At 74.2% G+C, this 15,178-nt stretch carries 16 protein-coding genes; 4 read left to right on the top strand and 12 right to left on the bottom strand.

Annotated elements, in window-relative coordinates; translation table 11 throughout:
* Positions 1-67: 67 nt before the first annotated feature.
* The 7 genes from GA0070622_RS20705 to GA0070622_RS20675 form a co-directional block, all read right to left on the bottom strand.
* Positions 68-247, bottom strand: coding sequence for a hypothetical protein (locus tag GA0070622_RS20705; RefSeq protein WP_091576392.1), 180 nt, complete (start codon positions 245-247; stop codon positions 68-70).
* Between the two features lie 73 nt (positions 248-320).
* Positions 321-1,031 carry a polyamine aminopropyltransferase gene (locus GA0070622_RS20700; protein ID WP_091576390.1) on the bottom strand — a complete coding sequence of 237 codons (711 nt, stop codon included), beginning with the start codon at positions 1,029-1,031 and terminating at the stop codon, positions 321-323.
* Positions 1,032-1,112: 81 nt separating this feature from the next.
* Positions 1,113-1,721 (bottom strand): class I SAM-dependent methyltransferase, encoded by a 609-nt coding sequence (locus GA0070622_RS20695; protein ID WP_091576387.1) that lies wholly within the window; start codon positions 1,719-1,721, stop codon positions 1,113-1,115.
* Complete coding sequence (locus GA0070622_RS20690) at positions 1,660-2,559, bottom strand: sulfite exporter TauE/SafE family protein (RefSeq protein ID WP_091576384.1); 900 nt, start codon at positions 2,557-2,559, stop codon at positions 1,660-1,662. The genes GA0070622_RS20695 and GA0070622_RS20690 overlap by 62 nt, the downstream gene beginning before the upstream one ends.
* Entirely contained in the window at positions 2,556-3,143 is a 588-nt protein-coding gene (locus tag GA0070622_RS20685) for a rhodanese-like domain-containing protein (protein ID WP_091576382.1), read from the bottom strand. Before GA0070622_RS20685 ends, GA0070622_RS20690 begins: the two co-directional genes overlap by 4 nt.
* A 72-nt stretch (positions 3,144-3,215) precedes the next feature.
* Complete coding sequence (locus GA0070622_RS20680; RefSeq protein WP_091576379.1) at positions 3,216-4,616, bottom strand: MBL fold metallo-hydrolase; 1,401 nt, start codon at positions 4,614-4,616, stop codon at positions 3,216-3,218.
* Positions 4,617-4,749: 133 nt separating this feature from the next.
* Positions 4,750-5,019 (bottom strand): metal-sensitive transcriptional regulator, encoded by a 270-nt coding sequence (locus tag GA0070622_RS20675; protein WP_091064957.1) that lies wholly within the window; start codon positions 5,017-5,019, stop codon positions 4,750-4,752.
* A gap of 908 nt (positions 5,020-5,927) precedes the next feature.
* On the opposite strand from GA0070622_RS20675, the gene eccB reads away from it, so the two are divergent.
* Positions 5,928-7,310, top strand: a complete 1,383-nt coding sequence (gene eccB, locus GA0070622_RS20665) for a type VII secretion protein EccB (protein ID WP_091576377.1) — start codon at positions 5,928-5,930, stop codon at positions 7,308-7,310.
* A 13-nt stretch (positions 7,311-7,323) separates the two neighbouring features.
* Here the strand turns inward: eccB and GA0070622_RS20660 are convergent, their stop codons facing one another.
* From GA0070622_RS20660 to GA0070622_RS20640, 5 genes are read right to left on the bottom strand one after another with little or no spacing between them, the layout of a single operon-like run.
* The gene (locus GA0070622_RS20660; RefSeq protein ID WP_091576375.1) at positions 7,324-7,926 is read right to left on the bottom strand and encodes a class I SAM-dependent methyltransferase; all 603 of its coding nucleotides are present in this window, start codon (positions 7,924-7,926) and stop codon (positions 7,324-7,326) included.
* 23 nt (positions 7,927-7,949) lie between these two features.
* Positions 7,950-8,552, bottom strand: coding sequence for a phosphatase PAP2 family protein (locus tag GA0070622_RS20655; protein ID WP_091576373.1), 603 nt, complete (start codon positions 8,550-8,552; stop codon positions 7,950-7,952).
* A 23-nt stretch (positions 8,553-8,575) separates the two neighbouring features.
* Positions 8,576-9,442, bottom strand: coding sequence for a carbohydrate ABC transporter permease (locus GA0070622_RS20650; protein ID WP_091576370.1), 867 nt, complete (start codon positions 9,440-9,442; stop codon positions 8,576-8,578).
* Entirely contained in the window at positions 9,442-10,401 is a 960-nt protein-coding gene (locus tag GA0070622_RS20645) for a carbohydrate ABC transporter permease (RefSeq protein WP_091576367.1), read from the bottom strand. The genes GA0070622_RS20650 and GA0070622_RS20645 overlap by 1 nt, the downstream gene beginning before the upstream one ends.
* Positions 10,398-11,789 carry an ABC transporter substrate-binding protein gene (locus GA0070622_RS20640; RefSeq protein WP_091576365.1) on the bottom strand — a complete coding sequence of 464 codons (1,392 nt, stop codon included), beginning with the start codon at positions 11,787-11,789 and terminating at the stop codon, positions 10,398-10,400. The genes GA0070622_RS20645 and GA0070622_RS20640 overlap by 4 nt, the downstream gene beginning before the upstream one ends.
* A gap of 121 nt (positions 11,790-11,910) precedes the next feature.
* On the opposite strand from GA0070622_RS20640, the gene GA0070622_RS20635 reads away from it, so the two are divergent.
* The 3 genes from GA0070622_RS20635 to GA0070622_RS20625 are packed head-to-tail and all read left to right on the top strand — an operon-like array spanning position 11,911 to position 15,107.
* Entirely contained in the window at positions 11,911-12,948 is a 1,038-nt protein-coding gene (locus GA0070622_RS20635; protein ID WP_091576362.1) for a zinc-binding dehydrogenase, read from the top strand.
* Positions 12,949-13,767 carry a sugar phosphate isomerase/epimerase family protein gene (locus GA0070622_RS20630; protein ID WP_091576359.1) on the top strand — a complete coding sequence of 273 codons (819 nt, stop codon included), beginning with the start codon at positions 12,949-12,951 and terminating at the stop codon, positions 13,765-13,767.
* Positions 13,764-15,107, top strand: coding sequence for an MGH1-like glycoside hydrolase domain-containing protein (locus GA0070622_RS20625; RefSeq protein ID WP_091576357.1), 1,344 nt, complete (start codon positions 13,764-13,766; stop codon positions 15,105-15,107). The genes GA0070622_RS20630 and GA0070622_RS20625 overlap by 4 nt, the downstream gene beginning before the upstream one ends.
* The last annotated feature ends 71 nt before the right edge of the window (positions 15,108-15,178 follow it).

Below are 15,178 nucleotides of genomic sequence, written 5' to 3'. Positions count from 1 at the left end.
GGCCCAGCCTAACTTAACCAGCCGGTAACCTACGCTGACGTAGGTTGCCGGGTTGGTCACACCGGCCTCAACGGCGGCCCGTCGAGTGGTGACTCACCACCCGCCGGGTCTTCACGATCGCGAAGATGATGACCGCGGCGAGCGCGATCACGCCGATGATGACGAGCCACCGGACCGCCTCCAGCAGCAGCCCGAGCAGGATGAGCACACCGGCGACCACGCCGACCACCCAGAGCAACGCGCGCATGTTCCAGCCTCCCGTCGTACGGTGGGCCGTGCGCTTTCCCGCTGCGCGGGCGGCCATGCCGCCGCGCCGGGGATCACCGCCGGGCGACGTAGACGGTGTTCGCCGCCTCCCGGCCCTGCAACGGGTTGGGGAACCGGACGACGTGCGCCACCGAGGTCGGGAACACCTCGGTCAGGGTGCGCTGGAACGCCGGGTCGGGCGGGTCGTTCGACCAGAGCGCGAAGACGCCCTCCGGGTGCAGCAGCGCGGCCAGCCGGCGCAGCCCTTCGGTCGTGTAGAACGGCGCGTGGCTGGGGTGCAGCACCTGGCGGGGGGAGTGGTCCACGTCCAGCAGCACGGCGTGGAAACGCCGCCCGGGCTCGTCCGGGTCGAGGCCGGCGTCGGCGACCGCGGCGAAGAAGTCCGCCCGGACGAACCGGGTACGCGGGTCCGCGGCCAGACCGGCGGCGAATGGCAGCAGGTCCAGGCGGTGCCAGTCGATCACGTCCTCGATCGCCTCGACCACCAGCATCGAGCGCACCCGCGGGTCCTCCAGCGCGGTACGCGCGGTGTAGCCGAGGCCGAGCCCGCCCACCACCACGTCGAGCGCCTCGCCGCTGAGCGGGGCCAGCCCCAGCCGGGCCAACTCGATCTCGGCGACCGGGAACGCGCTGGACATGAGGTACTCGTCGTCGAGCTTGACCTCGTACACCTCGGCGTCCAGCGCCGGGTCACGGCGCCGGCGCAGACTGATCGCCCCGATCGGCGTCTCCCGCCAGGCCAGTTCCTCGAAGCGCGCGCCCACCCGGTGTCCTCTCCGCCGTTCCGTCACCGGATGTTACCGGTCGACCCGGGCCCGGCCCGCGGGAACGACCGCTGCGGCGCCTCAGTCGGCGGGACGGGTCGCCACCACCACGGTGTCCAACGCGTCCACGCTGCCGCCGTCGCTGGTCGGCACCGGCCGGCGGGCCGTCTCGGCGCGCTGGATGCGCAGCCCGGCCAGCCCGTCGACCACCGCCTCCGGGGTGAGCAGCACGCTCGCGTCCTGCGGGCCACCGGTGCCGCCGGAGAGGTTGGCCAGGTCGTGGCCGACCACCACGAGCGTGCCGCCGGGGCGCAGCGCCGACCGCGCGGCGCCGAGCACGCGGGCGAAGTCGGCGGCGGGCAGGTGCAGGTAGCTGATCAGCACCAGGTCGTAGCTGTTCGGCACCGGCCGGTAGGCGGTCACATCGGCGACCCGCCAGTCGACCGAGACGCCCCGCGCGGCGGCCAGTTCGCGCCCGCGGTCGATGGCCACGGTCGAGAAGTCCACCGCGTTGACCCGCCAGCCCTGACCGGCCAGCCAGACCGCGTTGCGCCCCTCGCCGGCGGCGACGTCCAGCGCCGCGCCGGGTGTCAGACCTGCGACCGCCTCGACCACGAACCGGTTGGGCTCAGCGCTCCACACCAGTCCGGGCGTGTTGGCGTACCGGCTGTCCCAGGCGCTGCTGTCCACTGTGTCCCCTCCTTCGGCGGCCCCACACCACCACGCTGACCGTACCGGCAGCGGCAAGCGCTCCCACCGCGAGTCCCCACGCCGGGGGAAGCTGCTGCGCCAGGACGAAGACGCCCATCACCACGACGAACCAGCCGAACGACGTGCGCAGCACGTCGGCCGGGATCCGGCCGGCGAGCCGGCCACCGAGAAGGCTGCCGACGATCGCGGCGGCGGTGACGGCGGCGGCCAGACCCCAGTCGATCTGCACGCTGGAGAGGTAGCCGGCCAGGCCGGCGAACGACTTCATCGCGATGACCACCAGCGACGTGCCGACCGCGACCGGCATCGGCAGGCCGCCGAGCAGGGCCAGGGCGGGCACCACCAGGAAGCCGCCGCCCGCGCCGACCAGGCCGGTGACCAGACCGACCACCACGCCGTCGAGGACCACCCGCAGCACCGGCAGCTCGTGCGGCGTCGGCCGCCCCTCGGCGGAGCGCCGACCGCGGATCATCGCGGCCGCCGTGGCGAGCATCATCAGCGCGAACGCGGTGAGCAGGACGCTCGCCGGGATGAACTCGGCCAGCCGACCGCCGGCGTACGCGCCGGTCATGCCGGCCAGGCCGAAGATCAGCCCGGTGCGCCAGCGCACCCGGTGGGCGCGGGCGTGCGGCAGCACACCGACCGCGCTGGTGGCCCCCACGACGAGCAGCGAGGTGGCGATGGCCTCCTTGGGCGGCAGGTCGGCGACGTAGACCAGCAGCGGTACGGCGAGGATCGACCCGCCGCCGCCGAGCAGACCGAGGCTCACCCCGATCAGCACCGCGCCCGCCACGGTCAGCACCAGCGCGGCGCTCACGACCGGCGCCCGGCGTCGCTCAGCTGGCCGACGACGCTGTCCAGGTCGCAGCTGGCGCCCCGGTTGTACGGCAGCTTGCTCAGCAGCATGCCCATCGCGCAGGTGTTCGAGACGGCCGCGAAGGTCAGGCCCGCGCCGATGAAGCCGGCGACCCACTTCAGGCCCGGCACGAAGACCGAGGCGACGACGCTGGCCAGCACGATCGAACCGGCGACGAGGCGGACCTGCCGCTCCAGGTCCCAGCGCGGCCGACCCTGGTTGACCGGGGCGTTCGCGGCCTGCCAGGCCAGCATGCCGCCGTCGAGGACCTTGAGGTTGGGCAGGCCGACGGTGGCGAGCGCCTGTTCCGCCTGGGTGGCGCGGGCGCCGGACCGGCAGATCAGCACCACGTCCTCGTCCAGGTGGTTGCGCAGTTCCTCGCGGTGCTCCTTGAGCAGGTCCAACGGCACGTTGTAGGCGCCGGGGACGTGCGCGGCCTCGAATTCGCCGGGGGTGCGGACGTCCAGCAGCCGGGGCGCGCGCCCGGCGGCGATCAGCTCGCTCAGGGTGACCGCGTCGACGGTCGAGGGGGTCGTGGTGGTCATGTTCTTCTCCTTCGTGGGCAGGGGTCATCGCCGGCCGGCGCGAGCGCGCCGGCCGGGTGCGGGTGGGAAGGGTCAGGTGGTGGGCGCCATCCGGACGCCGGCCGCCTCGGCCTGGCCGAACATGTCGTCGATCAGCACGACGTCGCGGCCGGCGTTGGCCAGCAGGGACGCGGCGGCGGTGGCCCGGTAGCCGGAGCCGCAGTGCACCCAGACCGTGCCGGCGGGCACGTCGGCGAGCCGCGTCGGCAGGTCGGGCAGCGGGACGTGCACCGCCCCGTCGACGTGCCCGGCCTTCCACTCGTTGGTCATCCGCACGTCGAGGACGACCTGCGGGGCGGGCAGGCCGGCCGGGGTGTTCCCGGCCTGCGCGGCGGCCAGCGCGCCGAAGTCGGCCACGGCCAGCTGGCGCAGCTCCGACCGGTCGGTGGCCCACCGCTCGGGCTCGCCGGTGGCCTGCGCGGCCGGCCGGTCGATGCCGATGCGGACCAGCTCCCGCTGGGCGTCGGCGACCTGGTCCGGCGTCTCGGCCAGGAAGGTGATCGGCACGCCCCAGTCGATCAGCCAGCCGAGCCAGGTCGACATCGGCCCGTCCAGGCCGAGGCTGACGGTGCCGGCCAGGTGCGAGGCCGCGTACGCCTTGCGGTGTCGCAGGTCGACCACCCACTCGCCGGCGGCGATCCGGTGGCGCAGCTCGTCGGCGTCGGCGCGGGCGACCGGGGTGAGGTCGACCGGCGCCGGCCCGGCGGCGTTGGCCACGCCCATGTGGGCGTAGTACGCCGGGTAGGCGTCCAGTCCGGCGAGCGTCTCGGTGACGAACCGGTCGGCGGCCAGCCGCAGCACCGGGTTGGCCTCCTTCTCCCGGCCGATGGTCGACTCCGGGGCGTCGGCCTGGCTGGCCGAGCAGAAGCTGCCGAAGCCGTGCGTCGGCCACACCTGCGCGCCGTCGGGTAGCAGGTCGGCCAGCTTGCGGGCGGAGGCGTGCTGGTGGTGGGCCAGCTCGTGCGCGTGCTGCTGGCCGAGCAGGTCGGTGCGGCCGGTGGTGCCGAACAGCAGGGACCCGCCGGTGAACACGCCGACCGGGGTCCAGTCGCCGTCGCCGGCCTCGTCGAGCGCGTACGAGAGGTGGTGGAAGGTGTGGCCGGGCGTGCCGACCACCCGCAGCCGCAGGGCGTCCGACACCGGCACCTCGTCGCCGTCGGCCACCGGCATCCGGTTGAAGCCGACCTCGTCGGCGGCGGCCACCAGGTAGTGGGCGCCGGTGATCCGGGCCAGCTCCAGTCCGCCGGACACGTAGTCGTTGTGGATGTGGGTCTCCACCACGTGGGTGATCCGCACCCCCTTGGCTCCGGCCAGGTGCAGGACGCGGTCGATGTCCCGCTGCGGGTCGACCACGATCGCCACCCGGCCGTCCGAGGCCAGGTAGCTGCGGTCGCCGAGCGAGGACGTGGCGATGACGGACACCTCGACAGTCACGTGCCGTTCTCCTCTCATTGGCATACATACCCCGGGGGGGTATGCATGAGGCAGACTCCGGCCCGGGTCCTCCGGGCACGGGGTTACCCGCCCGGGACGCGATCACGCGGCCCGGGGCGGGCGTCTTTCGGTGCTAGGCCAGGGAGAGAAAGAGCTTCTCCAGCTCCTCCTCGGTCATCTCCGGCTCCTCGCCCGCCTGGCGGGCGGTGCCGCAGTGGCGCATGCCGGAAGCGATGATCTTGAACCCGGCGCGGTCGATCGCCTTGGACACCGCGGCGAGCTGAGTCAGCGCCGCGCGGCAGTCCTCGCCGTTCTCCATCATCTCGATCACGGCGTTGAGCTGCCCCCGGGCCCGCTTGAGTCGGGTCAGCGCGTCGCCGGTCATCTCGGGTCGAAGCTTCACGTCACCACCTCCTGCCCTCGACCATACCCCAGGGGGTACCCGGGCTGCCACCTCTCCGGACCACGCGACCCCGTCTGCTGCCGGTGGTTCGCGTCGCGCCGCTGTTGATCGTGTGGCCACCACCCGTCACTCGGCCACCGGGGCACCGTGGGCGCCTCACGCCGCAGGAGACACCCGCCACGTTCCACCCGCCGCCCGCCCGCCTCCCGCGTGACCCGTTCCCGCGACGCGTCGATCTTGGAGTTGTGGTTCCTGGTTTGCAATGAATTACACGGTTTGCCGGGTGCCACAACTCCAAGATCGACGGAACGGGTGCGGCAAGGTCGCGGCGTCGGGGCTGCGCCTGGACGACGCGGAGGGGGAAGGGGGTTTCGCCCGGCGGGACCCACCCCGTGAGGGGAACACCATGGGTGTCTCATGGCCCGGGAAACACCCACCACGTTCCACCCGTCGGCCTTCAACCCCGTCGGTGGAACATCATGGGTGTATCCGGTTCTCCGCGACCACGGCGGCAGACAACTCCGTCAATGGCACCGGGGGCCCGCCGTTCGGGCCCACCTTCAGCGCTGTCCCGGGCCGCCTCACTCCAGTTGCTGGGTCCGGACGGGCGCGATCCCGCAACTTCGGCGAGGTTGCGCCGGGCCAGCCGGACCAAGCCGGACCAAGCCGGGCCAGCCGGGCCAGCCGGGCCAGCCGGGCCAGCCGGGCCAGCCGGGCCAGCCGGGCCGGCCGGGCCAGCCGGGCCAGCCGGGCCGGCCGGACCAGCCGGACCAGCCGGACCAGCCGGACCAGCCGGACCGAGCCGGGCTGGCCGGGCGGCGCACGGCGGCTCGGGGGACACGCAGGGTCGCCGGGGGATCGACGCAGCGCTTATCCTGTGCGCCGACGATCCCGGCGGAGGGGCATCGATGGCGTCGCGGCAGGACCAGCTGCACTCGTACCAGTTCGCCGTCCAGCGGGCGGTCGCCGCGCTGGTCATGCGGGAGACCGACCCGGCGCGGTCGCCGTTTCGCCGGTTGGCCGGCGCCGGGCTGGCCAGTGTGCTGGTGGCGGCGATCGCGCTCGGCGGGGTGGCGCTCTACGGGCTGTTCACCGGCGGGGGCAGCGCCTGGCGCGATACCGCGGCGGTGATCGTGGAGAAGGAGTCCGGCGCCCGCTTCGTCTACCGGGAGGAGAAGCTGCACCCGGTCCTCAACTACGCCTCGGCCCTGCTCATCATCGGGGCGGAGCGGCCGAAGACCGTGCTGGTCACCCGCCGGGCCATCGAGGGGGTGCCGCGCGGCCTGCCGCTCGGCATCGCCGACGCCCCGGACTCGCTGCCCGCCGCCGGCCGGCTGGTCCGTGACGGGTGGACGCTGTGCTCGTCGGTGACCGTCGAGGCGGGGCGGGCCGAGGCCCGCTCGACGCTGCTGATCGGCCGGGACGCTCCCGGCGGGCGCCCGCTCGGTGACCAGGGCCTGCTCGTCCGCCACCCGGACGGCGGGCTGCACCTGATCTGGCACGATCGGCGCTACCTGCTGCGGGACACCGACCGGGTGCTGGCCGCGCTGGCCGCCACCCGGGAACGGGCCGTCCCGGTCGCGGCGCCGCTGCTCAACACCGTGCCGGCCGGCGCCGACCTGGTCCCGCCCCCGGTGGGCGACCTGGGCGCCCCGTCCGAGGGGGTCGACGGCGCCGAGGTGGGCGACGTCTACCTGGTCCGCAACTCCGGCGGCGGCCGGCAGTACGCGGTGGCCGGGCGCGGCGGACTGGCCGGCATCACCAAGTTGCAGGCCGCGCTGCTGCTGGCCCGCACCGGCCAGGGCGAGCCGGAGCCGATCACGTTGGGCCGGTTCGCCGCGCTGCCCAAGCTGCCCGACCTGGTGCCCACCGGTCCGGCCGCTCCGCCCGCCGTGCCGCCCCGGCTGGCCATGTCCGAGGGCGGCGCGCTCTGCGCCCGGGCCGGCGACGACACGGGCGTACGCGAGATGCGCCTCGGCGCCACCGCGCCGGACCCGGCCGCCGCCGCGCGGACCGCCGGTGGCCGGGACGGGCTCGCCGACCAGGTCGTGGTGGAACCGGGACGCGGCGCGCTGGTGGAGGCGGCGGCCGCGCCGGGCGCGACCGGCGGCGCGGTCTGCGTGGTCACCGACCTGGGCCGGCGGTACGCGCTGACCGGCGCCGACGTGCCGGGCATGCTCGGCTACGCCGGGGTGCGCCCGGTGCGGCTGCCGGCGAGCCTGGTCGACCTGCTGCCGGCGGGCAGCCCGCTGGACCCGGAGGCGGCCCGCGCGGTGGCCACGCCGGCGTGACCGGTCCCGCGACTCAGACGGGGCGGCGCAACACGGTCACCGCGAACTCGGCGTCGTCGCGCCAGGGTCGCAGGTCCCAGGTGGCGAAGCGGTGTTCCAGGCGCAGCCCGGCGGCCACCGCGTCGGCGTCCAGCTCGGCGACCGGGTAACCCCGGTCGGTGCCGAACCCGACCACCACCAGGCCGTCCGGGCGCACGTGGGCGGCGATCCGGGCCAGCACGGCGGGCTCGGTGCCGGGGGCGACGAACGTCATCACGTTGCCGGCGACCACGGCCGCGTCGAACGGCTCGGGTTCGCCCTGCCCGGGCAGGTCCAGCTCGGCCAGGTCGGCGACCAGGAAGCGGGGGCCGGGGTAATCGGCGCGGGCCGCCTCGACCAGCGTCGGGTCGGCGTCCACCCCGACGAGGTTGTGTCCCCGGGCGGCCAGCGCGGCGGCGACCCGGCCGGTGCCGCAGCCGGCGTCGAGGATCCGCGACCCCGGCGGCACGAGCGCGTCCACCATCCGGGCCTCACCGGCCAGGTCCGCCCCCTCGGCGGCGAGGCGGCGGAACCGGTCGACGTACCACTGCGAGTGGCCGGGCTTGGTGTCGGTCACCCAGCGGGTCGGCTTGGCCATGACCTCACGGTAACTGATCTTGTTCAGGTCAGCGCGAGGAACACCCCGGCGGCCAGCGGCGCGCCGAGCGCCGTGCCGGCCAGGACCTGCGGCCAGGTGTGGTCGCGCAGCCGCACCCGGGACCAGCCGACGGCCGCCACCAGCGGCCAGCCGAGCTGCGCCACCGGCCCGAACAGCAGCGCCAGCACGGCCACCGTGGCGCCGGCCACCGCGGCGTGGATGCTCAGCTTCCACCAGTGGTTGACCAGCGTGCACGCCGCGCCGACCACGAAGATGACCACGATCACCGCGAAGAGTTCGGCCGGCGCGCGTAGCGCCGCCAGCAGGAGCAGCCCGACCGCCACCGAGGCCAGGCCGATGGACAGCGGGCGGGCCCGCTGCCGGTGGTCGCCGACGTGCCGGTCGGTGAGCCGGCCCCGGCGTACGCCGTGCAGGATCACGCCGACCGGGACGACCGCGCAGAACAGCAGCGCGGTGCCGCCCCAGAGCAGCAGGTGCGCGGGGGAGCGGCTGACCCGGGCGGCGGCGACCAGCGGCAGCGCGGTGACCAGGACGCCCGGTGCGAGCACCTCGGTGAGCAGCCGGGCCAGCCGCGCGCCGGCCGGACGCTCCCGTGGTGCTCGCACCGGGTCATCCTGGCATGCCGGGGTCAGCCCTTCTCCGCCCCGCTGGTGAGTCCCTCGGTGAGCAGCCGCTCGCCGGCGAAGAACAGCACCACGATCGGCAGGGTGAGGATGACCGAGCCGGCCATCAGCACGGTCTTGGGCACCTCCACGCCGTCGGCGAGCAGGGACAGCCCGAGCGAGACGGTCCACCGGTCCGGCCGGTCGACCAGGAACAGCAGCGCGAACAGGAACTCGTTCCAGGCGATCATGAAGTCGTACAGGGCGACCGCCATCACCGACGGGGCGGCCAGGGGCAGGCTGACCCGGCGGATGATGCCGAGCCGACCGGCCCCGTCGATCGCCGCCGACTCCTCCAGACTGACCGGGATGGTCTCGAAGTAGTTCTTGAGCATGTAGACCGACACCGGCAGCGTCTGCGAGATGTAGACCAGCACCAGCCCGAACAGCGACCCGCGCAGCCCGGCCCGGGTGAAGACCACGAACAGCGGGATCGCGATGACGATCGACGGGAACAGGTAGACCGCCAGGAACAGCGCGCTGACCTGCCGCCGGCCGAAGAACCGCAACCGGGACACCGCGTACGCGCCGGGGATGGCGACCAGCAGAGTGAGCACGGTGGCGGCCAGCGCCACCAGGCCGCTGTTGCGGATGAAGGTGAGGAAACCCTGGCCACCGTTCTCGACGGACCGCAGCACCTCGGCGTACGTGGCGACGGTCAGCTCGCCGAACGGCACCCAGAGCGAGCCGGGGTCGAGCAGCAGGCGTTCGATCGGGCGCACCGAGAGCACCAGCATGTACCAGAACGGCAGCAGGGTGACCACCAGGAAGCCGGCGATCACCAGCCGGCGCAGCCAGCGCAGGCTGACCGTCTCGATCCGGTCGCGGTCCATCACGCCTCCCGTCGCGCGCCGAAGAAGCGCAGGTAGATGGCCACGAACACGAGCAGCACCACGGCCAGCACGACCGCCTGGGCGGCGGCCGCGCCGATGTCGGTGCGGGCGGTGAGGAACTGGTAGACCCGGACGCTGACCACCTCGGTGCCGGCGGAGCCGCCGGTGAGCAGGTAGACGTCGTCGAACTTGTTGAACGTCATGATGAAGCGCAGCACGCCGATCAGCGCGATCACCGGCATCAGTTGCGGCAGCAGGATGTGCCGGAACCGCTGGGTCGGTGTCGCCCCGTCCACCCGGGCGGCCTCCTCCAGTTCGCCCGGCACGGCCTGGAGCCGGGCCAGCAGGAACAGGAACGCGAACGGGAAGTAGCGCCACGCCTCGAACGCGATCACCGTCCACAGCGCGGTGGACTCCTGGGACAGGAACGGCACCGGGGAGTCCCAGCCGAGGAACCGCCGGCCCCAGTCGTTGACGATGCCGAGCTGCGGGTCGAGCATCACCTGCCAGACGAATGTCATGGCGACCACCGGCGCCACGTACGGCAGCAGCATCGACGCGCGCACCAGCGTGCGGCCGCGGAACGGCCCGCGGACGGCGAGCGCCGCCGCCAGGCCGACCACGATCGACCCGACGGTGCCGCCGACGCTGTAGAGCACGGTGGTCCAGAGCGTGTCGGCGAAGCCGGGGGTGTGCAGCACCCGGTCGATGTTGTCCAGGGTCAGCTCGCCGAAGAGGCCGGTCTTGCGCAGCGTCGCCAGGCGTACCCGCTGGAAGGCCAGCACCACGGTCCAGACGATGGGTATGCCGATCACCGCGAGCACGACGAGCAGCGTGGGCGCGACCAGCGCGAGCCCGGCGCGGGACTCGCGGCGGCGCAGGGTCAGTGGCCGGCGGCCGGGTCGGCGGGGCCGCTCCGGGGTGGGGGAGCGGCCGGCCTCCGGCACGGTGGTGGTCAATTGACACCCTTGGCGATGGCGTCCACGTCCTTCTTGGCCCGCTCCGCCGCGCCCCGGGCGTCGGACTTGCCGCCGACCACGTCGGCGAGCGCCTTGGGCACCGGCAGCTCACCGAGGATGGCGCCGACCAGCTTGCCCTGGCCCTGGGTCAGGCCCCAGCGCTGGAAGGTGTCCGGGCTCTCCCGCAGGGTGGTGAGCACGTCGTCGCCGTAGACCTCGGAGAGCGGCTTCTTGGTGTCCACACCGGCCGGGCTGGTGTTCCAGGCGGTGCGGAACTTCTGCTTGTCCTCCTTGGTGCCGGTCCGCACCGGGAAGCGCCCCTCGGGGGACATGCCGAACCAGCGCGGGTAGCCGTCGGAGAGCATGTACTCCACGAAGGACTTGGCCGGGTCGGCTGCGCCGTCGAGCACCGCCCAGGAGCTGACCTCGCCGTACTGGGCCGGTTCGGTGCCGTTCGGGCCCTTGATGGCGGTGACGAAACCGCTGTTCTTCGCCAGCCAGGCCGGGTCGGACTGGCACTGCGGGCAGGTGGGCCGGGCGTCGTTGCGCAGCCCGGCCAGCTCGTCGAGGATGAACGGCGACCAGATCAGCATGGCCGCCTTGCCGGCGAAGTAGGTGGCCCGGGTGGTGTCGACGTCTTGGGCGCCCTTGACCGAGTTGTTCCGCATCAGGTCGCCGTAGAAGCGGAACGCCTCCACACACTCCGGCGAGTCCAGCGTGACCTTCCCGGCGTCGTCGGTGAGCTGGCAGTTGTTGGCCAGCGCGAGGTGCTCGAAGGTCTGCTGGGTGAACACGTCGCCGGGGGCGGTGGCCGCGGTGATGCCGGCGACCCCGCCGGTGTTCAGCTTCGCCGCCGCGGCGGCGATCTTCTCGTACGTGTCGGGGGCCGGCAGGCCGGCGGCGTCGAACAGGTCCTTGCGGTAGACCAGCAGCTGACCCCATCCGTCGCTGGGCACGGCGAGCTGTCGGCCGTCGTCGCTGGTCAGTTCCAGCGCGCGGGGGGAGAAGGTGTCCCGGCCGAGGGCGTCGACGACGGCGCCGTTGGCGTCGGGCTCCAGCAGCTCGTTGCCGGCGAGGGTCCGTACGCCGGCGAGCGAGACCGAGCCGACCACGTCGGGCAGGTCGCCGGCGGCGGCGCTGGACGCGATCAGGGACGGGAACTGGTCCTCGTTGACGGTGACCAGGTTGACCTTGACGCCGGTCTTGGCGGTGTAGTCGGCGATGATCGCCTTGGTGGCGTTGACCCGGTCCGCCACGTCCTCCAGGCTCCACACGGTGATCTGGGAACTGTCGGATTTCTGCCCGTCGTCGCTGCAGGCGGTCGCGCCGGTCCCGGCCAGTGCCAGGATCAGGCTCGAAGCGAGCAGCCGTGTTGAGGGTGATGACATCGGTGGCACTCCTCTCGAAAGAGCACGGCGCGGCATCAATACCCACCGATTCATCGATCTAATCACATATGCCCATTTTTTCGGTTAGAATCGAGGCCGGCACTTCCCTCGGAGCGACGCCATGGGCAACTGGGTTGTCTCTCTGGCCGGGCCCCGGCGCGTACGCCTGGAGCCCTGCCCCCCGGACCGGCTCGGCCCGGGCCAGGTCCGCGTCCGCACCTGCTACTCCGGCATCTCGGCCGGCACCGAGCTGACCCTCTACCGGGGCAGCAATCCCCGCCTCCGCAAGGACTGGGACGCCGCCGCCCGGATGTTCGTGCCCCGACAGGCCACGCCCGCGTACCCGGTCGTGGGCTTCGGGTACGAGGAGGTCGGCGAGATCGTCGAGGTCGCCCCCGACGTCGCCGACCGCCGGGTCGGCCAACTCGTCTGGGGCATCTGGGGACACCGCGCCGAAGCGGTGCTCCCCGCCGCCGCGGCGCACCCGCTCGCCCCCGGCCTCGACCCGCTCACCGCCGTCTTCGCCCGCCCCGGCGCCATCGCGCTGACCGCCGTGCTCGCCGGCGACCTGCACCTCGGCGACTGGGTCGGCGTCTTCGGGCAGGGCGTGATCGGGCTGCTCGGCACCCGGCTCGCCGTGCTGTCCGGCGCGCGGGTGGTCGCCGTCGACCGGGTGCCCGGACGGCTCGCCCACGCCACCCGGCTCGGCGCCCGCCGGGTCGTCGACGCCGGCGCCGACTCGGCCGCCGCCGCGCTGCGCGCGGAGACCGACGGCCGGGGCGCCGACGTCTGCCTGGAACTGTCCGGCTCCTACCCGGCGCTGCACGAGGCGATCCGGGCCACCGCGCACGCCGGCCGCGTCGTCGCCGCCGGCTTCTACCAGGGGTACGCCCACGGGCTGGAACTCGGCGAGGAGTTCCACCACAACCGGATCCAGCTGGTGGCCGCCCAGGTCTCCGGGCCGGACCCGGCACCCGGCACGGCCGGCCGGTGGTCCGGAACCCGGATCGCGCACACGTTCATGGACCTGGTGGCGGAGGGCAGCGTCGACCCGCTGCCGCTGGTGAGCCACGTCGTCGACGCGGGCGCGGTGGCCGACGCCCTGGCGTTGCTCGACCGCGGTGACGGTGACGTCCTCCAAGTGGTGCTGAGGTTCTGAATGGACATTCCCCTGGCCTGCCAGGAGCAGCTGCTCCCCGGCGCCGACCTGACCGAGAAGTACGCCCTCGCCGTGTCCCTCGGCTACCAGGGCATCGAACTGCGCGGGCGGGGCGACCTCGCCCTGGCCCGACGGCTGCCGGAACTGCGCCGGGCCCACGCCGCCGGCGTCGTCACCCCGACCGTCTGCGTCGAGATGGACCACTTCATCGGCGACTTCGACCCGGAGCGCTCCCGGGACGCGGTGCGCAACCTGCGCTCCCAGCTCTCCGTCATCGCCGAGCTGGGCGGCGTCGGCGCGATGACCCCGGCCGCCTGGGGCATGTTCTCCCGCCGGCTGCCCCCGTTCGAGCCGCCCCGGTCGCCCGAGCGCGACCGGCAGGTCCTCGTCGACGCCCTGGGCGAGCTGGCCGAGCACGCCCGGGCCGAGGGGGTCACCCTGTTCCTCGAACCGCTCAACCGGTACGAGGACCACATGGTCAACCGCCTCGACCAGGCGGTGGAGCTGTGCCGCGCGGTCGGGTCGCCCGGCGTGCGGGTGGTGGCCGACACCTACCACATGAACATCGAGGAGGACGATCCCCTCGCGGCGCTGCGCGCCACCGCGCCCTACCTGGGGCACGTGCAGGTCAGCGACTCCAACCGGCACCAGCCCGGCGCCGGGCACCTGGACTGGGACGCGCTGCTGGCCACGCTCGACGACCTCGGCTATCCCGGCTGGCTGACGCTGGAGTGTCGGCTGCGCGGGGAGCCGGTCGCCGCGCTGCGCCAGGCCGCGACCGTGCTGCGTCCGGCCCGTCCCCGGCGGGCCGCCGCGTGACCGGCAGCCTCGCGGCCGGGGTACGCGCCGGCGCGGAACGCGACGCCCGGCTGCGCCGCCTCGCGCTGGCCACCCTCGACGCCAACTGGGAACACGACCACACGGTGCCCTCGCGCACGCTCTACCCGCACCAGTGGAGCTGGGACTCGGCGTTCATCGCGATCGGGCTGGCCCACGTACGCCCGGACCGGGCCTGGCGGGAGCTGCGGACGCTGTTCGCCGCCCAGTGGGTCGACGGGCGGGTGCCGCACATCGTGTTCAACCCGGCGCTGCGCGTCGGCGCGTACTTCCCCGGGCCGGAGTTCTGGGAGTCGGCCCGCGCCGACGGCGCCCCGGCGGCGGCCACCTCCGGCATCGTCCAGCCACCGGTGCACGCCCCGGCCGCCTGGCTGGTGCACCGCCGCGCCCCGTCCGAGGCGTCGGTGGCCGCGCTGCGCCGGCTCTATCCCCGGCTGGTCGCCCAGCAGCGCTACCTGACCGGCCGGCGCGACGTCGGCGGCGGCGGGTTGGCCGCCATCGTGCACCCGTGGGAGTCCGGCCTGGACAACAGTCCCGCCTGGGACGCCCCGCTGGCCGCGGTGCCCGCCGACGAGGCGGTGATGCGCGCGTACCGCCGGCACGACACCGCCCACGCCGCCGCGACGCAACGCCCCACGGACCTGGACTACGCGCGCTACGTCGCGCTCGTCGACTCCTACCGGGCCGGCCGCTACCGCGACGAGGGACTGCTCGGCCGACACCCGTTCCTGGTGGAGTGCCCGCTGGTCAACGCCGCGCTCGGCGTCTCCGAGTACGCGCTGGCCCGGATCGCCGCGGTGGTCGGCGCCGACCCCGGGCCGCACCGGGACCGGGCCGCCCGCATCACCGAGGCCCTGGTCACCCGGCTCTGGGACCCGCTCACCGGCACGTTCCGCCCGCGCGACGTGCGCACCGACCGGCTCGTGGCGGCCCGTACCGTGCTCGGGCTGATGCCGCTGGCCCTGCCCGACCTGCCGGAACCGCAGGTACGCGCGGTGCTCGCCGAGGCGTGCTCGCCCCGGTTCGGGCTGGCCGCCCGGATGGACCGGCCGCTGCCCACCTACGACCGCACCGCGCCCGACTTCGAGCCGCTGCGCTACTGGCGCGGTCCGAGCTGGGTGAACACCGGCTGGCTGCTCTGGCAGGCGCTGCGGACGCACCGCCGCGCCGACCTGGCCGCCGGGCTGCGGGAGTCCCTGCTCGACCTGGTCGACACCGCCGGCTGTCACGAGTACTTCCACCCGGACACCGGCGCCGGTCTCGGCTCGCCGGCGTTCAGCTGGACCGCCGCGCTGGTGCTGGACGCCCTGGCCGACGGTTGAGCGGCCGTTTCGCGGCGGCACCCCGGCCGCGTGCCACCGCCGGTCGGGCCGGGCCGGGGCGATGCCGGCCG

Source organism: Micromonospora sediminicola, from assembly GCF_900089585.1.
GTDB classification, from domain to species: Bacteria; Actinomycetota; Actinomycetes; order Mycobacteriales; family Micromonosporaceae; genus Micromonospora; species Micromonospora sediminicola.
The sequence above is the reverse complement of the archived record's forward strand: the minus strand, read 5'-3'. Positions and strand labels throughout refer to the sequence as shown.

Excerpts from the sequence above, each read along its gene's own strand:
- eccB (WP_091576377.1), top strand. The coding sequence starts at position 5,928 with ATGGCGTCGCGGCAGGACCAGCTGCACTCGTACCAGTTCGCCGTCCAG.
- GA0070622_RS20630 (WP_091576359.1), top strand. The coding sequence starts at position 12,949 with ATGGACATTCCCCTGGCCTGCCAGGAGCAGCTGCTCCCCGGCGCCGAC.
- GA0070622_RS20685 (WP_091576382.1), bottom strand. The coding sequence starts at position 3,143 with ATGACCACCACGACCCCCTCGACCGTCGACGCGGTCACCCTGAGCGAG.
- GA0070622_RS20650 (WP_091576370.1), bottom strand. The coding sequence starts at position 9,442 with ATGGACCGCGACCGGATCGAGACGGTCAGCCTGCGCTGGCTGCGCCGG.
- GA0070622_RS20635 (WP_091576362.1), top strand. The coding sequence starts at position 11,911 with ATGGGCAACTGGGTTGTCTCTCTGGCCGGGCCCCGGCGCGTACGCCTG.
- GA0070622_RS20660 (WP_091576375.1), bottom strand. The coding sequence starts at position 7,926 with ATGGCCAAGCCGACCCGCTGGGTGACCGACACCAAGCCCGGCCACTCG.
- GA0070622_RS20705 (WP_091576392.1), bottom strand. The coding sequence starts at position 247 with ATGCGCGCGTTGCTCTGGGTGGTCGGCGTGGTCGCCGGTGTGCTCATC.
- GA0070622_RS20640 (WP_091576365.1), bottom strand. The coding sequence starts at position 11,789 with ATGTCATCACCCTCAACACGGCTGCTCGCTTCGAGCCTGATCCTGGCA.